The sequence below is a fragment of the Rhodomicrobium vannielii ATCC 17100 genome, assembly GCF_000166055.1.
GTDB lineage: Bacteria > Pseudomonadota > Alphaproteobacteria > Rhizobiales > Rhodomicrobiaceae > Rhodomicrobium > Rhodomicrobium vannielii.
The window spans coordinates 3,383,288-3,403,093 of sequence record NC_014664.1 but is presented as its reverse complement, the minus strand read 5'-3'; the positions used below and the strand labels follow the sequence as shown (position 1 = coordinate 3,403,093).

19 protein-coding genes are annotated in these 19,806 nt (G+C 63.4%); 4 read left to right on the top strand and 15 right to left on the bottom strand.

What is annotated here, in order from left to right; all coding sequences use genetic code 11:
- Nucleotides 1-88: 88 nt before the first annotated feature.
- On the bottom strand, nucleotides 89-331 hold the full coding sequence (locus tag RVAN_RS15690) for a helix-turn-helix transcriptional regulator (protein ID WP_013420694.1): 243 nt from the start codon (nucleotides 329-331) through the stop codon (nucleotides 89-91).
- A gap of 137 nt (nucleotides 332-468) precedes the next feature.
- Nucleotides 469-1,737 carry a tyrosine-type recombinase/integrase gene (locus RVAN_RS15685; RefSeq protein WP_013420693.1) on the bottom strand — a complete coding sequence of 423 codons (1,269 nt, stop codon included), beginning with the start codon at nucleotides 1,735-1,737 and terminating at the stop codon, nucleotides 469-471.
- A gap of 145 nt (nucleotides 1,738-1,882) precedes the next feature.
- Between RVAN_RS15685 and RVAN_RS15680 the strand changes: the two genes are divergently transcribed.
- Nucleotides 1,883-2,125 (top strand): hypothetical protein, encoded by a 243-nt coding sequence (locus RVAN_RS15680; protein WP_013420692.1) that lies wholly within the window; start codon nucleotides 1,883-1,885, stop codon nucleotides 2,123-2,125.
- Between the two features lie 52 nt (nucleotides 2,126-2,177).
- Nucleotides 2,178-2,513, top strand: coding sequence for a hypothetical protein (locus RVAN_RS15675; RefSeq protein WP_013420691.1), 336 nt, complete (start codon nucleotides 2,178-2,180; stop codon nucleotides 2,511-2,513).
- A gap of 13 nt (nucleotides 2,514-2,526) precedes the next feature.
- On the opposite strand, the gene dapE is transcribed toward RVAN_RS15675, so the two are convergent.
- The 4 genes from dapE to dapD all read right to left on the bottom strand — a co-directional run bounded on the left by dapE (nucleotide 2,527) and on the right by dapD (nucleotide 6,652).
- Complete coding sequence (dapE, locus tag RVAN_RS15670) at nucleotides 2,527-3,678, bottom strand: succinyl-diaminopimelate desuccinylase (protein ID WP_013420690.1); 1,152 nt, start codon at nucleotides 3,676-3,678, stop codon at nucleotides 2,527-2,529.
- A gap of 56 nt (nucleotides 3,679-3,734) precedes the next feature.
- Nucleotides 3,735-4,556, bottom strand: coding sequence for a hypothetical protein (locus RVAN_RS15665; RefSeq protein ID WP_013420689.1), 822 nt, complete (start codon nucleotides 4,554-4,556; stop codon nucleotides 3,735-3,737).
- 144 nt (nucleotides 4,557-4,700) lie between these two features.
- Nucleotides 4,701-5,732 (bottom strand): DUF805 domain-containing protein, encoded by a 1,032-nt coding sequence (locus RVAN_RS19275; RefSeq protein WP_081449498.1) that lies wholly within the window; start codon nucleotides 5,730-5,732, stop codon nucleotides 4,701-4,703.
- Nucleotides 5,733-5,812: 80 nt separating this feature from the next.
- Nucleotides 5,813-6,652 carry a 2,3,4,5-tetrahydropyridine-2,6-dicarboxylate N-succinyltransferase gene (dapD, locus tag RVAN_RS15655; protein ID WP_013420687.1) on the bottom strand — a complete coding sequence of 280 codons (840 nt, stop codon included), beginning with the start codon at nucleotides 6,650-6,652 and terminating at the stop codon, nucleotides 5,813-5,815.
- 198 nt (nucleotides 6,653-6,850) lie between these two features.
- Between dapD and RVAN_RS15650 the strand changes: the two genes are divergently transcribed.
- Both RVAN_RS15650 and RVAN_RS19270 read left to right on the top strand, forming a co-directional pair.
- On the top strand, nucleotides 6,851-7,375 hold the full coding sequence (locus RVAN_RS15650) for a hypothetical protein (protein WP_013420686.1): 525 nt from the start codon (nucleotides 6,851-6,853) through the stop codon (nucleotides 7,373-7,375).
- 127 nt (nucleotides 7,376-7,502) lie between these two features.
- The gene (locus RVAN_RS19270; protein ID WP_013420685.1) at nucleotides 7,503-7,931 is read left to right on the top strand and encodes a hypothetical protein; all 429 of its coding nucleotides are present in this window, start codon (nucleotides 7,503-7,505) and stop codon (nucleotides 7,929-7,931) included.
- Nucleotides 7,932-8,066: 135 nt separating this feature from the next.
- Here the strand turns inward: RVAN_RS19270 and RVAN_RS15640 are convergent, their stop codons facing one another.
- The 9 genes from RVAN_RS15640 to edd form a co-directional block, all read right to left on the bottom strand.
- Complete coding sequence (locus RVAN_RS15640; RefSeq protein ID WP_013420684.1) at nucleotides 8,067-9,314, bottom strand: glycosyltransferase; 1,248 nt, start codon at nucleotides 9,312-9,314, stop codon at nucleotides 8,067-8,069.
- 8 nt (nucleotides 9,315-9,322) lie between these two features.
- A complete protein-coding gene (locus tag RVAN_RS20325; RefSeq protein ID WP_013420683.1) occupies nucleotides 9,323-10,780 on the bottom strand; it encodes a hypothetical protein in 1,458 nt (485 codons plus the stop codon).
- Between the two features lie 26 nt (nucleotides 10,781-10,806).
- Nucleotides 10,807-11,922, bottom strand: a complete 1,116-nt coding sequence (locus tag RVAN_RS15630; protein ID WP_013420682.1) for a CgeB family protein — start codon at nucleotides 11,920-11,922, stop codon at nucleotides 10,807-10,809.
- Nucleotides 11,915-13,150, bottom strand: coding sequence for a glycosyltransferase family protein (locus tag RVAN_RS15625; protein WP_013420681.1), 1,236 nt, complete (start codon nucleotides 13,148-13,150; stop codon nucleotides 11,915-11,917). Before RVAN_RS15625 ends, RVAN_RS15630 begins: the two co-directional genes overlap by 8 nt.
- Nucleotides 13,151-13,154: 4 nt before the next feature.
- Complete coding sequence (locus RVAN_RS15620; RefSeq protein ID WP_013420680.1) at nucleotides 13,155-13,910, bottom strand: FkbM family methyltransferase; 756 nt, start codon at nucleotides 13,908-13,910, stop codon at nucleotides 13,155-13,157.
- Complete coding sequence (locus RVAN_RS15615) at nucleotides 13,895-15,253, bottom strand: oligosaccharide flippase family protein (protein ID WP_013420679.1); 1,359 nt, start codon at nucleotides 15,251-15,253, stop codon at nucleotides 13,895-13,897. Before RVAN_RS15615 ends, RVAN_RS15620 begins: the two co-directional genes overlap by 16 nt.
- 4 nt (nucleotides 15,254-15,257) lie before the next feature.
- On the bottom strand, nucleotides 15,258-17,066 hold the full coding sequence (gene asnB / locus RVAN_RS15610; protein ID WP_013420678.1) for an asparagine synthase (glutamine-hydrolyzing): 1,809 nt from the start codon (nucleotides 17,064-17,066) through the stop codon (nucleotides 15,258-15,260).
- A gap of 265 nt (nucleotides 17,067-17,331) precedes the next feature.
- Nucleotides 17,332-17,979 carry a bifunctional 4-hydroxy-2-oxoglutarate aldolase/2-dehydro-3-deoxy-phosphogluconate aldolase gene (gene eda, locus RVAN_RS15605; protein ID WP_013420677.1) on the bottom strand — a complete coding sequence of 216 codons (648 nt, stop codon included), beginning with the start codon at nucleotides 17,977-17,979 and terminating at the stop codon, nucleotides 17,332-17,334.
- Nucleotides 17,976-19,805, bottom strand: a complete 1,830-nt coding sequence (gene edd, locus RVAN_RS15600) for a phosphogluconate dehydratase (RefSeq protein WP_013420676.1) — start codon at nucleotides 19,803-19,805, stop codon at nucleotides 17,976-17,978. The genes eda and edd overlap by 4 nt, the downstream gene beginning before the upstream one ends.
- Nucleotide 19,806 lies beyond the last annotated feature (1 nt).

Genomic DNA, 19,806 nt, shown 5'->3' with positions numbered 1-19,806 from the left:
GAGTACAGTATAAGTAGCCAGAGCAACGCATTAAAAACATTATCAAAAACAACGACTTGCACGTGAAAATGGCGGATGATCCATCCGCCTACTTCATAATGACAGTTCGGTTTGCAGTAAGATCGCGAACAAGTTTCTTAACCTGTTCATCGGTGTACAGCGCCACGCGAGATTTGATGATCGCTTCGACTTCATACTCAGGCCATGCTGAGTATTTCGGGCCAAGTTTTATCGGACGCGGGAACATACCTGCGGCCATCTGGCTGTAGAGATTTGAGACGCTGCACCCGAGGCGGGCGCGAACGTCATCGCGACGAAGAAGCACAAGCATTTGAGAAGCCCCCATAGGTAGCGTGAAGAACTACCCTAGGTTTATTCGCGCCCGTGACACTCGTCAAGAAAAAAAGGTTAACGGCCGAATAAAAAGTCAAGGAAAATCTGTACGTTATAAACAACGCAAGTACTCATTCAATGTTCGTTTCTAAACACGTGATGAATTACATTGTTCGCTTGTTCAACATCGCACAGAACAGCGCTCCAAGCTTCCATAAGTTCAACACGCCTTTTAAACATGTCGCTACGTTGATATGCACGCTTAACTTTATTGCCAACAGCATGAGCTAACGCAAGTTCGGCAAGATCGTGATCCACGCCACGTTCTGCGCACCAGCTGCGGAAGCTTGACCGCAAGCCATGAGGCACGGCCGGACGGCCGGATTGAGGATCAACGAAGCCGGGCATTCGCCGCATGACGGCTGAAAGCGACATGTCGCTAAGCGGCGCCCCAGCCTTGGTGCTTGGGAACACAAAGGCCTCGCTCGTGCGCGGAAGCGCCGCGAGCAGCGCCACAGCGGCATTCGAGAGAGGCACGACATGTTCGCGCGCGGTCTTTGTGCGCGACGCGGGGATGCGCCATGTACGGGCCTGCAAATCGATCTCCTGCCACGTCGCGCCGCGCACTTCGCCAGACCGCGCAGCCGTGAGCGCGAGGAATTGAAGCGCGAGCGCTGCCAAGCCGTCGCGGCTCTTGAGCGCGGCGAACCATGTGGGCAGCTCGGCAGTGGCGACAGCTGGATGATGGCCCTTGACCGCGATGCTGCCCGGTCGCGGCAGCAGCTCCTTCAGGTTGCCGCTCCAGCGCGCGGGGTTATCGCCCGTGCGGTGCCCGGATACCGTCGCCCATGCAAGGACGCCTTCAATTCGCATGCGCAATCGCGAAGCCGTTTCCGTCCGGTCATGCCAGAGTGTTGCGCCGTGTTCGTCAATCTCTTGTGTCAGCACGCGAACAACGTCTTGTAGTTCAATGTGGGCAACATCCATGTTTCCAATTATCGGCATGGCGTAGGTTTCGAGCGTGCTTGCCCATTGCTTCGCGTGCTTTTCGTTGCGAAACTCAGCTTCTTTCTTGACAAGGTATTTCTTCGCGGCTTCCTCAAACGTTATAACATGCTCGCCCGCAGTGTTCTTGGCCGCGTTGCGTTCTTCAATCGGATCGATGCCGCTTCGCACCTTATCGCGCAACCGCACGGCCTCAGCACGCGCTTGAGCAAGCGTCAACATATGGAACGCGCCTAACCCCATGCCGCGCGTTCGGCCGTTCAGCGTGAACTTGAACAGCCACGCCTTGGTTTGCCACTTGCTCACCTGAAGGAAAAGCCCGCCGCCGTCCGCATAGAGGCCCGGTTCGCTCGCGGCTCGCACTTCGGCCGCGCTCAGTCTGTGAATGCCCTTCGCCATGTCCGCCGCTCCCTACTGCTTTTCTACTAACAATATTTCGTGGAAGCATGCGGAAAAATCAAGAGGCGTGCGGACGAAAAAGGCCGATAGCGCACTGATTTGCAAAGTGTAATATGGATGCGTGCGGAACCGTGCAAACAGGACGATGGCGGCCATCGCCTCCGCCATCGCGGGAAGCGCGGGCTGCGCGCTCGACGAGGGCAGCATTCACCCGTGCGTCATCGCGGGGGAGGACTGGGGCCCGACGCTCTACACCATGGCAATGATGGGCTGGCTCGCCATCGCGACCACCCAGATCGGGGCCATAGCGCTCGCAGCGTGGTTTGCTGCGCTTGTCATCCATGGCGCGGTGCTTGCGTTTCGGCGGCGGAGGTCGGGTACCGACTGACGGCCGCCCCGTTTCGGCCTATATGATGGGCGTCTCAAACGGGCAGGGGCGGATGCAAGGCGAAATCGGCAAACAAGCAAAGCCTCTATCGGCGCGAAGCAGGCGCTTCCGCCGCGCGGCCATCGCGATCCTCGCGCTGTCCGTGCTGCCGATGATCCCGGTGATCTTCGCCGCGAGCGTCGCGCATTTCGCGGGCTGCCGCCTCGACGAAAGCGGCGCGCAACCCTGCCTCATCGGCGGTTTCGACGCGGGGCCGGTGCTCTATACCGTGGGCATGGGCTTCTTCCTCATCGCGCTCCTCGCCATGATCGCGGGGGCGATTGCGGCGGCCATCTGGATCGCCGCCGTCGTTTTCTATCTCGTGCGCGGGATGTTCGCCCGACGGTGACACGCCGCGCGCGTCATCCGATGGCGAGGTGCAGGAAGCGCTTGTAGATGCGCGCGAGCGTCTCGATGTCCGCAGTTGCCGTATGCTCGTCCACCTTGTGCGCCGTGGCGTTCAGGAGGCCGAGTTCGGCGACCGGGCACATATCCTTGATGAAGCGCGCGTCCGATGTACCGCCGCCCGTGGACAGCACCGGCTCCCGCCCGGTTTCGGCCTGAACCGCTGCGCCCAGCATTTTCACGAACCCGCCGGGGCTCGTAAGAAAACTGTCGGATGGCTGATCGAAGTTCAGCGTGTGCTCCACGCCGGTATCGAGCAGCGCAGCGGCCACCTCCTCCTCGATCCAAGCCTTGAGCTGGGGCGCGGTGTGGAGATCGTTGAAGCGGATGTTGAAGCGCGCGCTCGCCTGCGCCGGAATGATGTTCGTCGCCTTGTTTCCGGTGTCGATGGTGGTGATTTCCAGGTTCGACGGTTGGAAATGCTCGCTGCCGTCGTCGAGGCGGCGCGCCTTGAGGCGCGTCAGCGCGTCGATGAGGGCGGGCAGAGGGTTGCGCGCCTTGTGCGGATAAGCGACGTGGCCCTGCACGCCGCGCACGATCAGTTCCGCGCCGAGCGAGCCGCGACGCCCGATCTTGATCGTATCGGCAACGGCGTCCTCGGACGTGCATTCGCCGAGCACGCAAGCATCGGGGCGTTCGCCGCGCGCGATGAGGCGCTCGACCACCTTGCGCGTCCCGTTGATGGACGGCCCTTCCTCGTCGGCGGTGATGAGGAAGCTGATGGAGCCGACGAGGTCCGGCTTTTCGCGCAAATATTCCAGCGCCGCCGCCAGCGAGGCCGCGACCGCGCCTTTCATGTCGACCGCGCCGCGCCCGTACAGCACGCCGTTTTCGATCTCGCCCGCGAAAGGCGGAAGCCGCCACGCCGCTTCGTCGCCGGGCGGCACGACATCGATATGGCCCGCGAAGCAGATATGCGGCGTGCCGTCGCCAAGGCGGGCGTAAAGATTTTCCACATCGGCCGTTCCGGGTTCGCTGAAGCGCAGCCGCTCGCAGGCGAAGCCCGCTGCGCCAAGCTCGCGTTCGAGATAGGCGAGCGCGCCGGCATCGTCGGGCGTGACGCTTTCGCAGCGAATGAGGGTCTGTGCATACTCTGTAGCGCTTGTCATGCGTCGGCTTTCCTTGGGCGATAGGCTTTTTATTGTGTTCAACAACGCGGAACCGGTCAGGGGATCACCTCAACCGGCGGACCGTTCTGCGGTTGGCTCATGGCGATGGGCGATTGAGGCGCGAATCCCGTTTCCGGCAGGCGGATCTGTTGCGAATGCGGCTCTCTCGCCAGCGACCCGTGCAGGATCATGATCTTCTGCCAGATCTTGTTGCTGAGGGACGCCGTCAATTGTTCGATGTCGTTCACCGCGTCGAAGATGACGGGATCGCGGATGCTCTGCGCGTACAGCGCGGCGAACTTGCTGATGAGTGACAGCATTTCCGAGCAATATTCGAGATAGCGGAGCAACTCGCGCGGGCTGAGGTCGCGGTCGGGCGAGGACCGCGTGGGCGGCAGGTTCGCCGCCATGGCCGCCGGGTCTTTGTTCATCTGGTGACTGTCGACGACGTGGGCGAAAGCGCGAAGACTATGGAGGCCCCGAAGCGCCTTCTTCCGTTTCATTCGGGTGGCGCGGGTCGTCACAAAGAAGATCACGAGGGCGACGGAGACGGCGACATGGATTGCCGCGCTGACGCCTTGCATCGCTTGAAAGAATTCCTGCTGCTTCGCGAACTGGATTTCGATCCATGGAATGCGAGCGAGGATGAAGACCGTGACCGCGAAGCCGACCATCGTCAGCGCGCCGATGACGAAATCCGCCGCGACGTTGCGCTTCGCGAGCAAATGCGCTTCCTGAGCGATGGCGTGCGCGTACTCGGCGAGACGCGTGGCCTCGCGGGTAAGCCCGCGATCGGGAAAGCGCTCAGCCACGCGGTTCTTTAGCTGATAGGCAGACTTGATGACTTCGGTTTCATCAAGGGTTACGAAACGGGGCATGTGGTGCCTTCCCGCCGCTGAAACTGACTATTCGTTTTGCAGGAAATGATCTGTGGGCCGACCTTCCGGGTCGAGCCTTCTCCTGCAACGAAAGCCGCCTTTTCAGGCTTTTCGTGGGCGGCTATGCGGCGGCGGCTGGCGCTTTCACGGCTTTCCGGCGAGCGGATCGGGTCCGTATCGGTTGGGCCCCGTTTCGCCTTGCAAGATGCCGAACTGAAGGAATCCCCAAATCAGGGACGCGAGAAACAGCAGCCCGAGGAAATTCACCCCGCCTTCGCCGATGGCGGCTTGCGCGGCGAGGCCCGGCGCAAGGCCAAGGGCAAAGAACGGCGCGATGACGAGCAGGATGAGCCAGCCGGAGAGTCCCCTGTCGTGCAGGCGCTTCACGCCGAGTGCGAGCAGGTTCCACAACGCGACGCAGAAGACGATCCCCGGTATGAACATCCATCGCGCGATCTCGGCGGCCACCGGCTTTGCCTCGGCGCTATTGAGCCAATCCCGGTTGTTCATGTTCTGGACGATTTCCGGGTGCCGGTCGAGGTAGTCTCCGAGGAAGAGGACCGAGGCCGTCATAACCGTCAGCGCGATCGTGCTGACAAGCATCGTTGCCCGCCACCAATGAGCGCGACTCAAGCGGCCTTCCAGTCCGAACAATATGCTCCAGATGTCATGATCGCCGCCGTAATATCCGGCCGGCAGCGTATCCGGGCCATGCGCGTTCGGGCCGGGCGTGCCGCGCAGTACGCTCAGTTGCACGAACATGAAGATCGAAAAGCCCGTAAGTATCGCGGCGAGGAGGCCCGATGAGGCGGGCGTGTCCGCGTCGAGCGACTCCTTCATCGGCACAAGCGCCATGGCCATCGAGAACGCGAAATAGGAATACCAGAGCCAGCGCGGCAGGTCGCGGTCATGCAGGCGCTTCACGGACAGCGCGCTCATCGGCCAGGCGATGAAGGCGAAATAGCTGAGCCACACCGGCTCCCACAGGCCCGATTGGTCGGCGGGGCGCTGCCAGACCGCGGGCGAAAGCGGGTCGCCCGTGGCGAGCCATGACAAGAGCGCCGCGAAGGCGAGACCGGCCGCCGTTGCCGCGAGGCTTCCGCCCCAATAAGTCAGCCGGTTGATGCGGCCATGAAAGCCGAACAACACCTCGCCCCAGCCCATTGGATTCTCCATCGCGCTTCTGGCGCCTTTTGCCTTCCGCGCTTGATCGTTGAGCGGAAAGCCCGGTTTCTTGTTCCGACGCGAGCGTCACCCTATTCGCGCAGGAGATCGTTGATCGACGTCTTCGAACGCGTCTTTTCATCGACGCGCTTCACGATCACCGCGCAATAGAGCGACGGACCCGGCTCGCCGTTCGGCAGCGGCTTGCCCGGCATCGCGCCCGACACCACCACCGAATAGGGTGGCACGCGGCCGTAGAAAACCTCGCCCGTCGCGCGATCCACGATTTTCGTGGATTGGCCGAGATAGACGCCCATCGAAAGCACCGAGCCTTCGCCCACGACGACGCCCTCGGCCACCTCGGCGCGCGCGCCGATGAAGCAATTGTCCTCGATGATGACGGGGCCAGCCTGAAGCGGCTCCAGCACGCCGCCAATACCCGCGCCGCCAGAGAGATGCACGTGGCGGCCGATCTGCGCGCAGGAGCCGACCGTCGCCCATGTGTCAACCATTGTGCCCTCGCCGACATAGGCGCCGACATTCACGAAGGATGGCATGAGAACCACGTTTCGCTCGATGAAGGCTGAGCGGCGTACGATGGAGCCCGGCAGCGCGCGGAAACCGGCGGCGCGGAACCGCGCCTCGTCCCAGCCAGAGAACTTCGACGGCACCTTGTCCCACCACGGCCCCGGCGCTTCGCCGTCGCCCAGCAGCGTGTTGTCGTTCAGGCGGAAGGAGAGCAGCACGGCCTTCTTCAGCCACTCGTTCACGACCCATTCGCCGCCGACTTTCTCGGCCACGCGCGCCTTGCCCTCGTCCAGCAGCGAAAGCGCCGCTTCGACCGCGTCGGCAACTTCGCCCTTCTGCCCGAACCTGATGGCCTGGCGATCCTCGAACGCGGCGTCGATGACCGCCTTCAAATCATTTGTCATGGGTCGAAACCTCCCGCTTTCTTTCCTGCAAGTGCGTGCCCTCCGTCGACGCCCTCTGTCAAGCCGCTTGGCCCGCCTGGAGGATCGCATCCTACGGCTTAACGCGGTCTTCAGCACGCAACCTGAAAGCGCACCGCACGGGGCCTCGCATCCGTTATCTTGGCCTGAAGCCGAAAGGAAACGCGAGTGAGGGGCCGAATGCCAGTTTTCCCGTCTTCGAAGCGCGCGACGCAAATTTGCTGTGCACTGCTGTTTTTCGCATCGAGCGGCGCATCGATTGCCGCCGGGTTTGAGTGTCCCGAGATCGGCAAGGGCGAGGTGCGGATTTCGCCGGTGCAGGCGAAGGTGTTCACCGAGGGCAACTCCGCCGATCTGGCGAACGAAATCACGAGCCTGATCGTGAGCCTCAAGTCCCAGCGGCCCGGCATCGACTATTCCAGCATCCTGAACGCGGCGATGGCGGCTTATTGCCCCGTCATCGCGGACGCGAAGAACCTCAGCACGCAGGAAAAATCGTCCCGCATCTGGAAGTTCGAGGCGGTGCTGCGCGAACGGCTCGCGTCCCAGATCTCCTCGGGCGGCGATTCGTCGATCCTGGCGCAGGTGGATATCTCGCCGAAGGTGTACGAGGCGCTGCGCGACAAGGCCGCTTCGCTCGGCCAGACGCCATCGAAATATATGGCGGCGCTTCTCGACAAGGCGGCGTCGGACGCTGGCCAGTAGGCTTGCCGCGGTTCCAACGCGCCAGATAAACTTTAAGACAATTTCGCCGGGAACTGCGCGACGCCCGGCGTGTCCACCCCACAAGAGCGCGGCGTATACCGCGCCGGACAAGTGAGGTGTTCACGACATGACAATCAAAACCATCGCGGGTGCGGCTCTGATCGCCGCAGCATTTGCGTTGCCTGTGCAATCGGCATCGGCAGCGCCCATCAATTCGTCGGCCGCCATCCTGACGCAGTCCGTCGCCCAGTCGAGCGTCGAAAAGGCGCACTGGCGCGGCCATCGCCGCTACTACGGCCACCGCCGAGGCTACAGGCACTGGGGCCATCGCGGCCCGTTCTTCGCGCCGTTCGCGTATGGCTATTCTCCGCGCTATCGCTATCGCCCGTACCGCTACGGCTACTACCCGCGCCACCGGTACTATCGCTACGGCTATACGCGCTATCCCCGCTACTACCGCAGCGGGTATTATGGTGGCTGGGGTTCGCCGTACTACGGTTACGGCGGCGGCTACGGCTGGGGACGCCCCGGCTTGAGCATCGGCTTCGGCTTCTAAGTAGCAAGCGGGGCGGGCGTGCCGATCAGGGCGCCCGCCCCGCTTTTCTACGTGCTTTACGGCACGACGCTAGGCGTTTTCGCTTTGCTTCACCGATCGGGTTGTTTGGAGCTGATCGAAACTTCGAGCGTGATCTTATCGCAAGACCGGCGTCCCGGTCTCAGGCGCAAAGCGCACCGCCGTCGATACAGGCGTGCCGAGAGGGTGCTCTCGGCCAACGGCATTTTGCCCAAGACATTCGCGATACAGATCGTCCGCCTGATGCGCGATCCGTTCCCACGAGAACCGCTCGCGCACGACAAGAGGACCGGCCGCGCTCATGGCGCTGCGCGCCGCCTCATCCCGCAGGATGTGCGCTATGGCCGAAGCCAGTGCATCCGCATCACCGGAAACAACAAGACCGCAGCCCGCCTGCCGGACGGTGGCGGCGAGGCCCACTTCTTCGGTCACGACAACCGGGCACCCGACGGCCATTGCCTCGATCACGACCATCCCGAAATTTTCGTGATAGGACGGCAGGACGAGGCAGGCCGCGTTCCGAATAAGTGACCATTTGTCAGCACCCTCTACCGGGCCGGGAAACTCGGTGCGCTCTGCAATGCCCGCTTCTGCGGCGAGTTCGGCCACGTGGGACTGATATCCGTTTTCGTCGTAGCCCGCGATCACAAGGCGGGCGCCGGGAACCTTCGCCATGGCTGGAATGAGCCGGTCGAGGCCCTTTTTCCAATTTATACGCCCGAGAAAAAGCACGGTGCGATCACCCGCGGGTACAGCCGCAGGCATCGCGCCGCCATCCGGCGAGAGAGCGTCGCGCGGGAGATCGATACCGTTGGGGATCACGGCGACGCGGCGCGGGTTAAGTCCGAGCGCCGCGACATCGGCCGCCTCAGACTCGGCGGTGACGTGAATCGCAGCCGCGCCAGCAACCGTCCGGCGGTCGAACAGGCGCAGCCAGATCCTTTTCGCGAGGCCGTTCCGCCGCCGGATGAGATCGGCCACCAGCATGCCGCGCGGACAGAGAACATAGGGGACGCCCGCCTGCCGTGCAGCCGCCGCGGCGATCACGGTCGGCCACGTCCAGACATAGTGAATGTGCACGATGTCGAATGACGCCACCGTCGCCCGCAAGGCTCGCGCGAGCCCGGCTGAGCGAAAGACTTTTCGCCCCAATCCGATCGGGAAATACCAGACCTTCACCCCGTCCCGGTCGACCGGCACGCCGACAGCGACATTCGAGACCGATGGCCCATCGATGTTGGTCGTATAGACGTGGACGTCGTGGCCGAGCGCAGCGCTCGCCGCCGCCAAACCGTGTACCGAGCGGATCGGGCCGCCATATCTCACGGCCGGATAATAATGGGGAATGACGTGGAGAATTCGCACGGTGAAACTCACAGTTGTGGCTGGTGTCCCGGCGCCGAGGCGGCAGCGAAAGCGTGCGTCGGAGGATCGTAACGCCTGGGAAGTGCCACTCTGACCGGGAACACGCGCGCCGCTACGGTCACGGCCCACCCGACGAGTAAGGCTGCGAAAATGCCCGTTACGATGAAGAATAGATCTGAGAGAGGCTGAATAATGGCGATCCCGATCAGATAGAACGGCGTTAACGCCACGATATTGTTCATGGCCATGGCCTTCGCAGCAGCTATATCTATCATGCGTATCACATAGCCGAGAAGAAGAAATCCAAAGAAAACGCCAAAATACAAAAAGTTTACATAGAATTCCAATATTAGCCCGACGCCGAATGTGGCTTCCTCGTGGAAGGTGAGCCCGGTATATTTCGCCATGAACGCGCTGCCGCCACGCTCAGGCTTGTCTGGCCACAGGAAGCGCGGCACCCCGCCCGCAAGCGCAAGCAGGAGGGTCTCGCCATCGGCCTGGAGATTGGGGAAAATCCGAAGATATTCTATGGCAAGCCCCACAAAGACGTTCTGGTTGAGCCGCCCATCGAGGAGCGCAAGGGTGGAATTGTCGAAGACCGTCGAAGAATCGAAGCTCCCGGCGAGGTCTTGCGTGGTTTTGAGAGCGGTTTCAACGTCGCCGCCATACCGGAGCGTTTCTCTGAGAACATCGCGCGTTTGCATATAGCCGGCGGCGAAAACGACCGCGAAAGTGATGGCGGCCGCCATAAGCGTAATGTTGCGAAGTATTGGCGAAAACGCTCCCGTGCCCCTCGAAAGCGTGAGGTAGTAGACGAAGATCGCTATAGCGAGAACGAGGCTATCCTCCAGGATCGCAGTCGTTATGAGAAAGAGCGTAGGCACCGAAGCGGCGAATATCAGTGTGAGGATGAGTGCCCGTCGGCTGCCTACGCTCCTGTATGCGTAGAAGATCAGGCCGATCGCGCCGACCGCGACGAGGCTGCGCGCGCCGAAAAGGGCGGCCTGGAAGCCGGGAAGGGTTAATCCCATCATGGTTGTGCCGGTCTGAATCAGAAGCCCTGACGCGCCTACGACGAGAAACTGGAGGGATCGTCGCCTCACAACCGCAAGCGCCTGCGCGTCTGCCACTTCCTGCTGGGGCTCGGCGGGCACCGCATTCCTGTCGGCGAGAAGAAATCCCAGGAATGCGGCCAGCATTGCAAGGAAGGATGCTTCCAGCCCATCGGCGACAGTCTCGCGGGAGTAATTCATGCTGGCAAGATACACATCATGCGTGTGATCGTAGCCGGGTACGAGATGAACCAGCGCGGCGCAGTGCATCATCGTGAAGCCCATCAGAAGAACGAACGGCAGCCCGACAGTTCCAAAACGCGGACGCGACAAGCGTGTCAGTTCCAGCAGCAGGATCACGCCCCAAAGGGAGGCGTAGAGCGCAATCTTTGTTGTGGCATCAAGGTCGAGCATCACGCGCTTCCGGGTTGGGCTGTGTCTCAGGCGTCAGCGGACTGGGGGCGACAGATTTTTTCGATCTCGGCGAGCAGCGCGCCCGCGCGGTCCGCGTAGCTATACCCGCTGGTGTCGCATCGTCGGCGAGCCGCCTCGCGTATTAGCTCCGCGTCGAGCCTCGGCAACTGCAAAATACGACGCGCCTTGGCGGCCATCTCATCGACATCGCGGAAGAAAAACGCCTCCGTGTCGGCCTCGAAGAAATCGCGATGCTCGGGGCTGTCCTCGGCCAACATGATGCCACCGGATGCGGGAACCTCGAACGTGCGCATGTTGTGCGAATCGAGATTGTGCGGCCGGAAGAAGTTCAACTGCACGCGATAGCGCCGCATGACGCGATGCATGTCCTCGCCGAAGACGGGGCCATAAATCCCGAGCTGAGACGAGGGCTTCATATGCTTGAGCCAGCGGGGGCCGAAAACATCGACCGGAATGCCCGCATCGAGAAGCGCCTGTACACCAGCGCGGCGTTGCTCATCCGCATTGCCGATGAAACACGCGCGCAGGATGTCTTCCTCGCTGGCGATCGACCGGAAAACCGCGTCCGAAACGTCATGTCCGAATGGGACCACAGCGACGCGCGCGGTTGGGTATGCCTCCGCCATATCGCGCACGATCTTGCGACTGTAGGTTACGTGCAAATCGTAGAGCGGAACGCCCTGCCTGATATAGTCGTTTCCCGCCCCCCGCGCGTAGAAGGCGAAGGGGTGGTCCGGATTGTAGCTGACGAGCTTGATGCCCCGCCTGCGCAGGGCTTTCAGCGTCTCTGGAAAAAGCTCCATGCCCTTGAAGATCAGGATAGCGTCAGGTTTCACCTCATCGGCCTTGTCGAGAAGGCCGCGGTTTACGCCCGCGAAGGCGAGCGCTGGAGCGATCCGACGCGTTGCGCGCAAGGGCAGTCCGCGAATGCCGCCGCGAGCAATCGACTCGTGCTGATATGGAAAAACCTGACATCCAAGCCCCGCCAGCGCGCACAGGTAAGATGACGGAAGAGCGGAAGGGTCCGGGTGCCCCGACATCAGGATTTTGATGCCAACCTTGCTTGCGCTGACAGCCGATTGCGCGGGCAGCCTTTCCGCGACCAGGTTTGTCTCAAGCATTCAGAGCCTCGATCACTTTCGCGAACTGGGTTTCATAGTTCCAGACATCACGGATTTTCTGTCGCCCGCGTTCGGCCATGGCGCGCCGCTCGCCGGGATTGTTGCGATACCATGTCACCGCGCGCGCGATATCTTCGGGACGGGATGGATCGCAGCCCAAGGAAACGCCTGCGTTGCCAAAAAAGGCGTCCCATTCGGCGGTGTCGTTGGTGAGGAGCGGCAGACCACACGCGAGATAGTCGAACGGCTTGTTCGACGCGCCCGCAATCGGTTCGCGGAAGGCCCTTGCGAGAAGGGCGAGACCGATATGCGCTTCGCTCGCCCTTTCGAGCAGTTTCGCGCGCTCTGGAAACGCGCCGAGATAGCGAACGCGCGCAGCAAGGCCGGCCGCGTCGGCGAGGCCGAGAAAACGGTCGACATAGCCGCAATTGCCGATGGTTTCATATCCGGCGAAATCGAGCCGCACATCGGACGGAAGCAGTCGCATCGCTTCGATCAGCGTTTCGGGGAACTGATCGGGGCTGATCGAGCCATGATACCAGAGCGCGAGCGCGTCCTCCGGCTTCGGGGCGGGCTCCACCAGTTCGGCGAGCGAGGGGCAGTTGTTCGCCACGACGACGCGGGCGGCTCCGGTTGCCGAGCGGAAGCGCGCGGCGCGTTCGTCCTGCGGGATCACGCATAATGTCGCCCGCCGCGCGAACGCTGACCGCGCCTTCAGCAGCGCTGAGGCGGCGAGCCCTCCGCCAACGATCGGGCTGTCATGCTCATGCAAAACCGTTTTTACGCGCGTGGTCGATGCAAGGGCCAAGCCGATGGGGAAGCTTCGGAAATCTGAACAATAGACGACGTCCGGCCGCAAGCGGCGCGCCTCGCCGATACATGCAGCCGCGAAGCGCACATAGGATAGAAGCCTCGAAACCGGATCGGAGCGATGGCGGAGAAGCCTGCAACTGATGCCGGGACGAGGGGCCAGCGTGAGCGCGCTGTTCTCGGCCGCGATGCCGATGAAGCGGACGCGCCAGCCCGCCGCCGCGAGCATCCACGCCGCGCGTTCGAGCGGCGGATAGAGCGCCGGGTCGGTATATTGAACAAAGAGGATTGTCTTGCCCGCCGTGTTCTCGCGCGAAATGGATTCCGGCGCGCAGGAAGAAACAGCGTCAGTACCGGCGGCGTGCGTCTCGACTGCATCGCGACGACTGAAGGGCTTCGTTTGATCGAGCGATTCCATCGCGCTAACCGTGGGTGATGTCGCGAAGCCCGCGACGCAACATGATGCAGTCGATTTCAACGAGATAAGGGAAGTGCCCCGCGTTGTTCGGCACGAGCGCGCTGATGTCGAAACCGAGCGCCTTGTATTTCAGCAGGGCTTCCTCCATCGGCAGCGTGTTCTCGTACAGGCGCTTGATCGAAAGCTCGCTCTGGAAACCGATCAGCTTCGGGAGCGTGTCGGGCGCGGCGCTCAGGATCGCGAGGTCGGAGCCCTGCGTGTCGAGTTTCAGGAAGGGGTTGCGCGCGCCGATCTTCTGGGACCAGCGGTCGAAAAGGCTGTCCAGCGTTTCGCCCTGAACCGTGATGCTGTCGCTGACCGCCAGTTGCTCGCGAAAAGCGTCCGTTTCCGCGAAGGACGGCTCGTTCAGCGAACTGCACTGACTGTCCGCCATGATGTGAAACCTGTGCGGGCCGTGCCTGTCTCCGAGCACCACGGGCTCCACGTACCAGAGCGGATCGTCGCGCGAAATGTGTCGGAGATGCTCGACCAGATCCGGGATCGGCTCCACCGAGACGATGGCGCCTTTGTAGCCCACGCGCTGGCGCAGCATGGTCGCGTATTGACCGCGATTGGCTCCCACATCGATCACGAGATCGACGTCGAATTCTCTGAAGATGCGTTTGAGGTGCACCTGCTCGTGTCGGGAATAGAGATAGGCTGTGTCGACGACTGCGAGCCTGCCAGCTTTCCGAACCGCTCGTTTCAAGTAGTTTTGCATGAGGGATGATCCTCCGTCTGTCGATCCGTTGCGGCTTGGTGGGCGTTGGGCGAAGCGGGCCGCGCCAGCCGCCACGTCATGTAAATTTGCAGGGCACTGATCGCCGAACTGACCACCACGAAGGTCGCGATCTGCCAGATTGGCGGGCGGTGGAAGGCGATGACGAGCGCCGTGCCGCCTGCGATCAGCGCCAGTTGAAGGGCCGCGATGGCGAATTCGAGCGTGTTCGCGCGGAACAGGAAGAAGACGGGCCAGATCGGTCCGGCGATCATGCGCAGATACATCATCGGCGCGAGCAACCGCGCCATATAGCCCGCCTCTTCCCACTGTGGCCCGAGATAGAACGTGAACAGCGCGGGTGCGGCCCAGGACGCGAGGATCACACATGGCAGCGCGCCGACAATGAGCGAGAGCGTCGTTTTCCGGTAGATCGGCCAGCACGTGCCGGTTTCCTGAAGTTCGCGCGCGGCGGCTCGCTGGAACACGAGCGAGAGGGATATGCCGACGAGGTTGATCGGCAGGGTGAGCAGCGTCCATGCGCGCGAGAACTGTCCGGCCAGCGCCGAGGCGCCGACGAAATTCAGCGATAGCGCGGGAATACCCTGCGCCAGTTCGCGCATGATGTAGCCGGGCGCGGTGAAAAGCGGGTATTTCCGCTCTGACAACGCGAGCGAGGTCGCGCCGCTGAGCGGGACGCGCCAGATCGCTGCGAGCGCGGACGAATGGCGATACGCAAAGGCCAGAACCTGCGTCAGGTTCATCACCAGATAACCCGCCGCGAGGCCGCTGAAGCCGTAGCCCATCCAACCGAGGTAGAGCGACACGACCGAACTCACCAGCGCGGCGACAGCCGACATCGTGGCGACGAACCGATAATCGCTGCGCCGGGTTGCCACGGCGACGAGGCAGCTTGTCACGCCGGACACGAAGGCCATGAGCGGCAGGGCGAAGAGCCAAAGCCCCAGCGCGCTCGCGATGGAAGGGATCAGCGCGAGGCCACTCGCGATGGCAAGCGAAGCGGCGGCGGTGATGAGCGACGTGCAGAAACAGATCTTGACGAGTCGGGCCGCGCGGTCTTCATCCGTCTCGACCAGCAGCGCCTGCGAATATTGCCAGTTGCCGACCGCGCCGAGAACGACGGCGATTCCGATGAATGCTGCGAGGAGGCCGTAGTCGTGCGGCGTGTAGATGCGGCCGAGGATGGGCGCGAACACGATCGGGATCGCGGCCGCCACAGTCTGCCCGCTGACGAGCGTGGCCATGCTGGCCAGAAATCCGCGCCCTTCGATGCGGTTGAGGCCGAGGGGAAGGCGCCTGCTGAAAGCGGCGATGGCGCTGGTCATGCGGCTAACCCGACGCCTGATAGACATGCAGCGCCCAGGCCCGCGAGACGTCGCCCTTTCGAGCGGGCGCTTTCATCTGGGCCGCGCGCGCGAGCCATGCGCCGATCGGCACGCCGAAGCCGGACTTGCTCCGGTTCACCACCGCATCGGGCAGGGGCACGGACGGCGCCTCCGCGAGCGCCTGTTTTCCCGCCGCGCCCCGGAAGCGGTGCTGGTAGGGCGCGAGCGCCTTGAGAAGCTCGAAGTCCGCGAGTGGCGTGCGAATTTCGAGACCATGCGCCATGCCCGCCCAATCGGCGTCGCGCAGCAACTGGTTGCGCATGTAGTTGGCGCTCTCCAAAGCGGCGACCCGCGACACAGCGGTTTTCGGGTCCGGTGTCATCGTCGCGCGCAGGCTTTTCAGCGTTTGCAGCCGCGCCAGGCCATCGCGTAGCAGCCCCGGATCGAGGACCGTATCGAGCTGGAACGGAAGGAAGACGCTGCGACGGACGAGGTAAGCGCCCGGAAATGTGCCCGCATATTCGAGGAGCGCGAGCGCTTTCGGCGATAACGCGGCGGGCGCAAGGCGGGAGGCGAGTACGCGAGCTGCGCGTCCCGCCCCCGGCACGACGTTCGCCGCCTTGAGAAAACTCACCCAGCGCGGGATCTGCCGGAAGCTCGGATAACCGCCGAACAGCTCATCGCCGCCGAGGCCGGAGAGCGCGACCTTGAGCCCGGCTTCGCGCGCCGCCTTGGCGGCAAACCAAGTGTTGACGCCGTCGATGGAGGGTTGATCCATCGCGTCGAGGATGAGCGGAAGATCGGCCTCGAACTCGCTTTTCTCGAAGATGCGCACGATGTGGCGCGCGCCGTAAAGCCTTGCGATCTCGGCGGCAAGCGGCGCCTCGTCTTCGGCGGTCGCGCGAAATTCGCGGAACGCGACGGTTACGGCGATGCGTCTTTCGTGCCCGACATCGCGCATCAAGCCGAGCATCGCGCCGGAGTCGATCCCGGCCGATAGGAAGATCCCGACATCGACATCGGCGAGGAGATGCGCGCGCACGCTGTCGCGAACCGCATTGCGCACGACGCGGCCGATCTCCTGCCGCCCGGTAGCCGCGCGCGCGGCCTCGCAGAGAACGGCGGCGATGTTCGCATAGGCGACGGGAGCCTCCGCGCCGCTTCCCTCGCGCACGAGGATCGAATGCCCGGCGGGCACGGCCTTCACGTCGCGGTAGAGCGTGAATGGTTCCGGCACCGCGCCCCAGAGATGAAAGCCGACGATGCCCGCCGGGTCCGGCTCACGCGCCACGGCACCGCCTGCGAGCAGCGCCTTGACCTGGCTCGCGAAGCGAAACGCTCCGCCGTCGTCGGCATAATATAGGGGCTTGATGCCGTAGGTGTCGCGCGCGAGGAAAAGCGTGCGGGCGTGCGCGTCCCAGATCGCGAAAGCGAACATGCCGCGCAGATCATGTACCATCTCCGCGCCCTTCTCTGCGTAGAGGTGCAGCAGGATTTCCGTATCGGAATGGCTTCGGAAGACCTGTCCGCGCGCTTCGAGGGAGCGCCGCAAATCGAGGTAGTTGTAAATTTCGCCGTTGAAGGTAACGGTGAAGCGGCCATCCGCGCTGTGCATCGGCTGCGCGCCCGCCTCCGACAGATCGATGATCGCAAGGCGCCGATGCCCAAGACCGAGGCGGCCGCAATCCGAGAGCCAGACCCCGGCACCGTCGGGGCCCCGCGCTGTCATTTGGTCTCTCGTAGCGAGGAGTTCCCCTCGATCGACCTCAAGCGCTGCCGGACGATAAGAATAAGCGCCGTTTATGCCGCACATGGAGAGGTTCGTCCCCTCGGAAAACTGACAATAAAGGCGACGAACGCCCTCTGAAATTCGCTCGGAAGCTGAAAACTATCAGCCGAACGCAGGCAACAGGGCTCCGTTGCTTGACGCGGAAGCCAAAACAGTTCCCGCGTTCATGCAAGCGCCGTTTCAGACGACTACTCGTCTACGCTGCTGGTTGCGCCGTCCGCAAGCAGTTTATCCAAATTGGATTAAATCTTTTGGGGATTGGAAGCGCCAAAAGCGGGCGCGCGTGGCCTCAACCGGCCACGCGAAGCGCCGCCGCCGCCTTTGCGAGCGCGGCAATCGACGCCCAGTCCCCTTCGGCGATGCGCGCGCGGTTCACCATCCACGACCCGCCGACGCAAATCACGTTCGGCAGCTTGAGATAGCGCGCGGCGTTGTCGTGCGTGATGCCGCCGGTAGGGCAAAACCTGAGCTGCGGCAGGGGCGATGCGAGGCTTGCGAGAAGCGCGGGTCCGCCCGATGCTTCCGCCGGAAAGAACTTCGCGAAGCGGTAGCCGCGTTCGATCAGCGCCATCGCCTCCGACGCCGTACCGACGCCGGGCAGCAGCGGCACGCCTTCAGACGCGGCGGCGTCGAGCAGGCGCGGCGTGGCGCCCGGTGAAACGGCGAAGCGCGCGCCGGCTTCTTTCGCCGCCTTCAACAACGCGCCGTCGAGCACGGTGCCCGCGCCGACGACCGCTTCCGGCACCTCGTTTGCGATGGCGCGGATCGCTTCGAGCGCCGCGCCCGTGCGAAGTGTAATCTCGATCACGGGTAGGCCGCCCGCGAGCAGCGCGCGCGCCAACGGAACCCCGTCCTCCGCCTTGTCGATGACGACGACGGGGATTACGGCGGCGCGGCTCAGAACGGGTTCGAGACCTGCTTGCGCGGATGCAGTCATGCGGCGCTCCTGAAAAAGACTGTTGCTCCCGTGTCAGCCTCGCCCACAGCCGCACGGAACGGCGCGAACAGTTCGCGGCCGACGCCTTCATGCGACGCGGAAAGATCGGCGGTTGCTGGTTCGCGCGCCGCCCATTCCTTCTCGCCGACCAGCGCCGCCAGCGTGCCAGACACGGCATCGATCCGTATTATATCACCGTCGCGGATTCGCGCGATGGGGCCACCCGCCACAGCCTCCGGTGTGACATGAATCGCCGACGGCACCTTGCCGGATGCGCCCGACATGCGCCCGTCGGTGAGAAGCGCCACGCGCTGGCCGCGATCCTGAAGCACGCCGAGCGGCGGCAGGAGCTTGTGCAACTCCGGCATGCCGTTCGCCTTCGGCCCCTGGAAGCGCACCACCGCGACGAAATCGCCCGTCAGCGCGCCCGCCTTGAAAGCGTCCTGCAATGCCTCCTGCGAGTGGAAGATGCGCGCCGGACCTTCGATCGCGAGGCGTTCGGGTGCCAGCGCCGAGGTTTTCATTACCGCGCGGCCAAGATTGCCGTCGAGCACGCGGATGCCGCCTTCCACGCTGAACGGCTGGTCCACGCTGCGCAGGATCTTTTCGTCGCCGCTCTTCTCCGCCGCGTCGCGCCAGACAAGCTGGCCCTCGGCGTCGAGACCCGGCTCGATGGCGTAGGCGTCGAGCGTTGTGCCCCACACGGTCTTGATGTCGCCGTGGAGCAGGCCAGCCGCCAGAAGCTCGCGGATGACGAACGGCAGGCCGCCTGCCGCCGCGAACTGGTTCACGTCCGCGGCTCCGCTCGGATAGACATGCGCGACCAGCGGCACTACCGGCGACAGCGCGTCGAAATCGTCCCAGGTCAGCGTGATGCCCATCGCCGACGACATGGCGAGAAGGTGCAGCGTGTGGTTCGTCGAGCCGCCTGTGGCGAGCACGCCTGCGATGGCGTTCACGAAGGAGCGCTCGTCCACCATCGCGCCGAAGGGTGTGTATTCATTGCCGAGCGCCGTCATGGCGAGCGCGCGGCGCACGCCTTCGCGGGTGAGCGCATCCCGAAGCGGCGTGTTGGCATTTACGAAGGACGCGCCGGGAATGTGCACGCCCATCATTTCCATGACCATCTGGTTCGTGTTGGCCGTGCCGTAGAAGGTGCAGGTGCCGGGCGCGTGATAGCATTCGGCTTCGGCCGCAAGAAGCTCGTCGCGGCCGACTTTGCCCTCCGCGTAAAGCTGGCGGATGCGCGACTTCTCCGGGTTCGGCAGGCCTGACGTCATCGGCCCGGACGGTATGAACACGGTCGGCAGATGCCCGAACGACGCCGCGCCGATGAACAGCCCCGGCACGATCTTGTCGCAGATGCCGAGCATCACGGTCGCGTCGAAGGTCTGGTGCGAGAGCGCGACCGCCGTTGAAAGCGCGATGACATCGCGCGAGAACAGGCTGAGGTCCATGCCCTCGAAGCCTTGCGTGATGCCGTCGCACATGGCGGGCGTGCCGCCAGCGACCTGCGCCGTAGCTCCCGCCTCGCGCGCCGCCTCGCGGATCAGCGGCGGAAAGCGCTCATAGGGCTGATGCGCCGACAGCATGTCGTTATAGGCCGTCACGATGCCGAGGTTCGGCGTGCGGCCTTCGCGCAGCCGCTCCTTGTCGATCGGGCCGCATGCCGCGAAGCCGTGCGCCTGATTCGCGCAACCGAGATGCGTGCGCTCGGGCCTGCGCTCGGCGGCTTGAGCGATGCGGTCGAGATAGCGCGCGCGGTTGTCGTGGCTGCGCTTGACGATGCGTTCGGTGACTTCGCCGACGGTGGAATGGATGGACACG

Bases quoted from the DNA above. Each gene is read 5' to 3' on its own strand.
- RVAN_RS15615 (WP_013420679.1), bottom strand. From the start codon at position 15,253: ATGACCAGCGCCATCGCCGCTTTCAGCAGGCGCCTTCCCCTCGGCCTC.
- RVAN_RS15675 (WP_013420691.1), top strand. From the start codon at position 2,178: ATGCAAGGCGAAATCGGCAAACAAGCAAAGCCTCTATCGGCGCGAAGC.
- RVAN_RS15685 (WP_013420693.1), bottom strand. From the start codon at position 1,737: ATGGCGAAGGGCATTCACAGACTGAGCGCGGCCGAAGTGCGAGCCGCG.
- RVAN_RS15625 (WP_013420681.1), bottom strand. From the start codon at position 13,150: ATGGAATCGCTCGATCAAACGAAGCCCTTCAGTCGTCGCGATGCAGTC.
- eda (WP_013420677.1), bottom strand. From the start codon at position 17,979: ATGACTGCATCCGCGCAAGCAGGTCTCGAACCCGTTCTGAGCCGCGCC.
- RVAN_RS15630 (WP_013420682.1), bottom strand. From the start codon at position 11,922: ATGCTTGAGACAAACCTGGTCGCGGAAAGGCTGCCCGCGCAATCGGCT.
- asnB (WP_013420678.1), bottom strand. From the start codon at position 17,066: ATGTGCGGCATAAACGGCGCTTATTCTTATCGTCCGGCAGCGCTTGAG.
- dapD (WP_013420687.1), bottom strand. From the start codon at position 6,652: ATGACAAATGATTTGAAGGCGGTCATCGACGCCGCGTTCGAGGATCGC.
- RVAN_RS20325 (WP_013420683.1), bottom strand. From the start codon at position 10,780: ATGCTCGACCTTGATGCCACAACAAAGATTGCGCTCTACGCCTCCCTT.
- dapE (WP_013420690.1), bottom strand. From the start codon at position 3,678: ATGACAAGCGCTACAGAGTATGCACAGACCCTCATTCGCTGCGAAAGC.
- RVAN_RS19270 (WP_013420685.1), top strand. From the start codon at position 7,503: ATGACAATCAAAACCATCGCGGGTGCGGCTCTGATCGCCGCAGCATTT.
- RVAN_RS15620 (WP_013420680.1), bottom strand. From the start codon at position 13,910: ATGCAAAACTACTTGAAACGAGCGGTTCGGAAAGCTGGCAGGCTCGCA.
- RVAN_RS15690 (WP_013420694.1), bottom strand. From the start codon at position 331: ATGCTTGTGCTTCTTCGTCGCGATGACGTTCGCGCCCGCCTCGGGTGC.
- RVAN_RS15680 (WP_013420692.1), top strand. From the start codon at position 1,883: ATGGCGGCCATCGCCTCCGCCATCGCGGGAAGCGCGGGCTGCGCGCTC.
- RVAN_RS19275 (WP_081449498.1), bottom strand. From the start codon at position 5,732: ATGGAGAATCCAATGGGCTGGGGCGAGGTGTTGTTCGGCTTTCATGGC.
- RVAN_RS15665 (WP_013420689.1), bottom strand. From the start codon at position 4,556: ATGCCCCGTTTCGTAACCCTTGATGAAACCGAAGTCATCAAGTCTGCC.
- RVAN_RS15650 (WP_013420686.1), top strand. From the start codon at position 6,851: ATGCCAGTTTTCCCGTCTTCGAAGCGCGCGACGCAAATTTGCTGTGCA.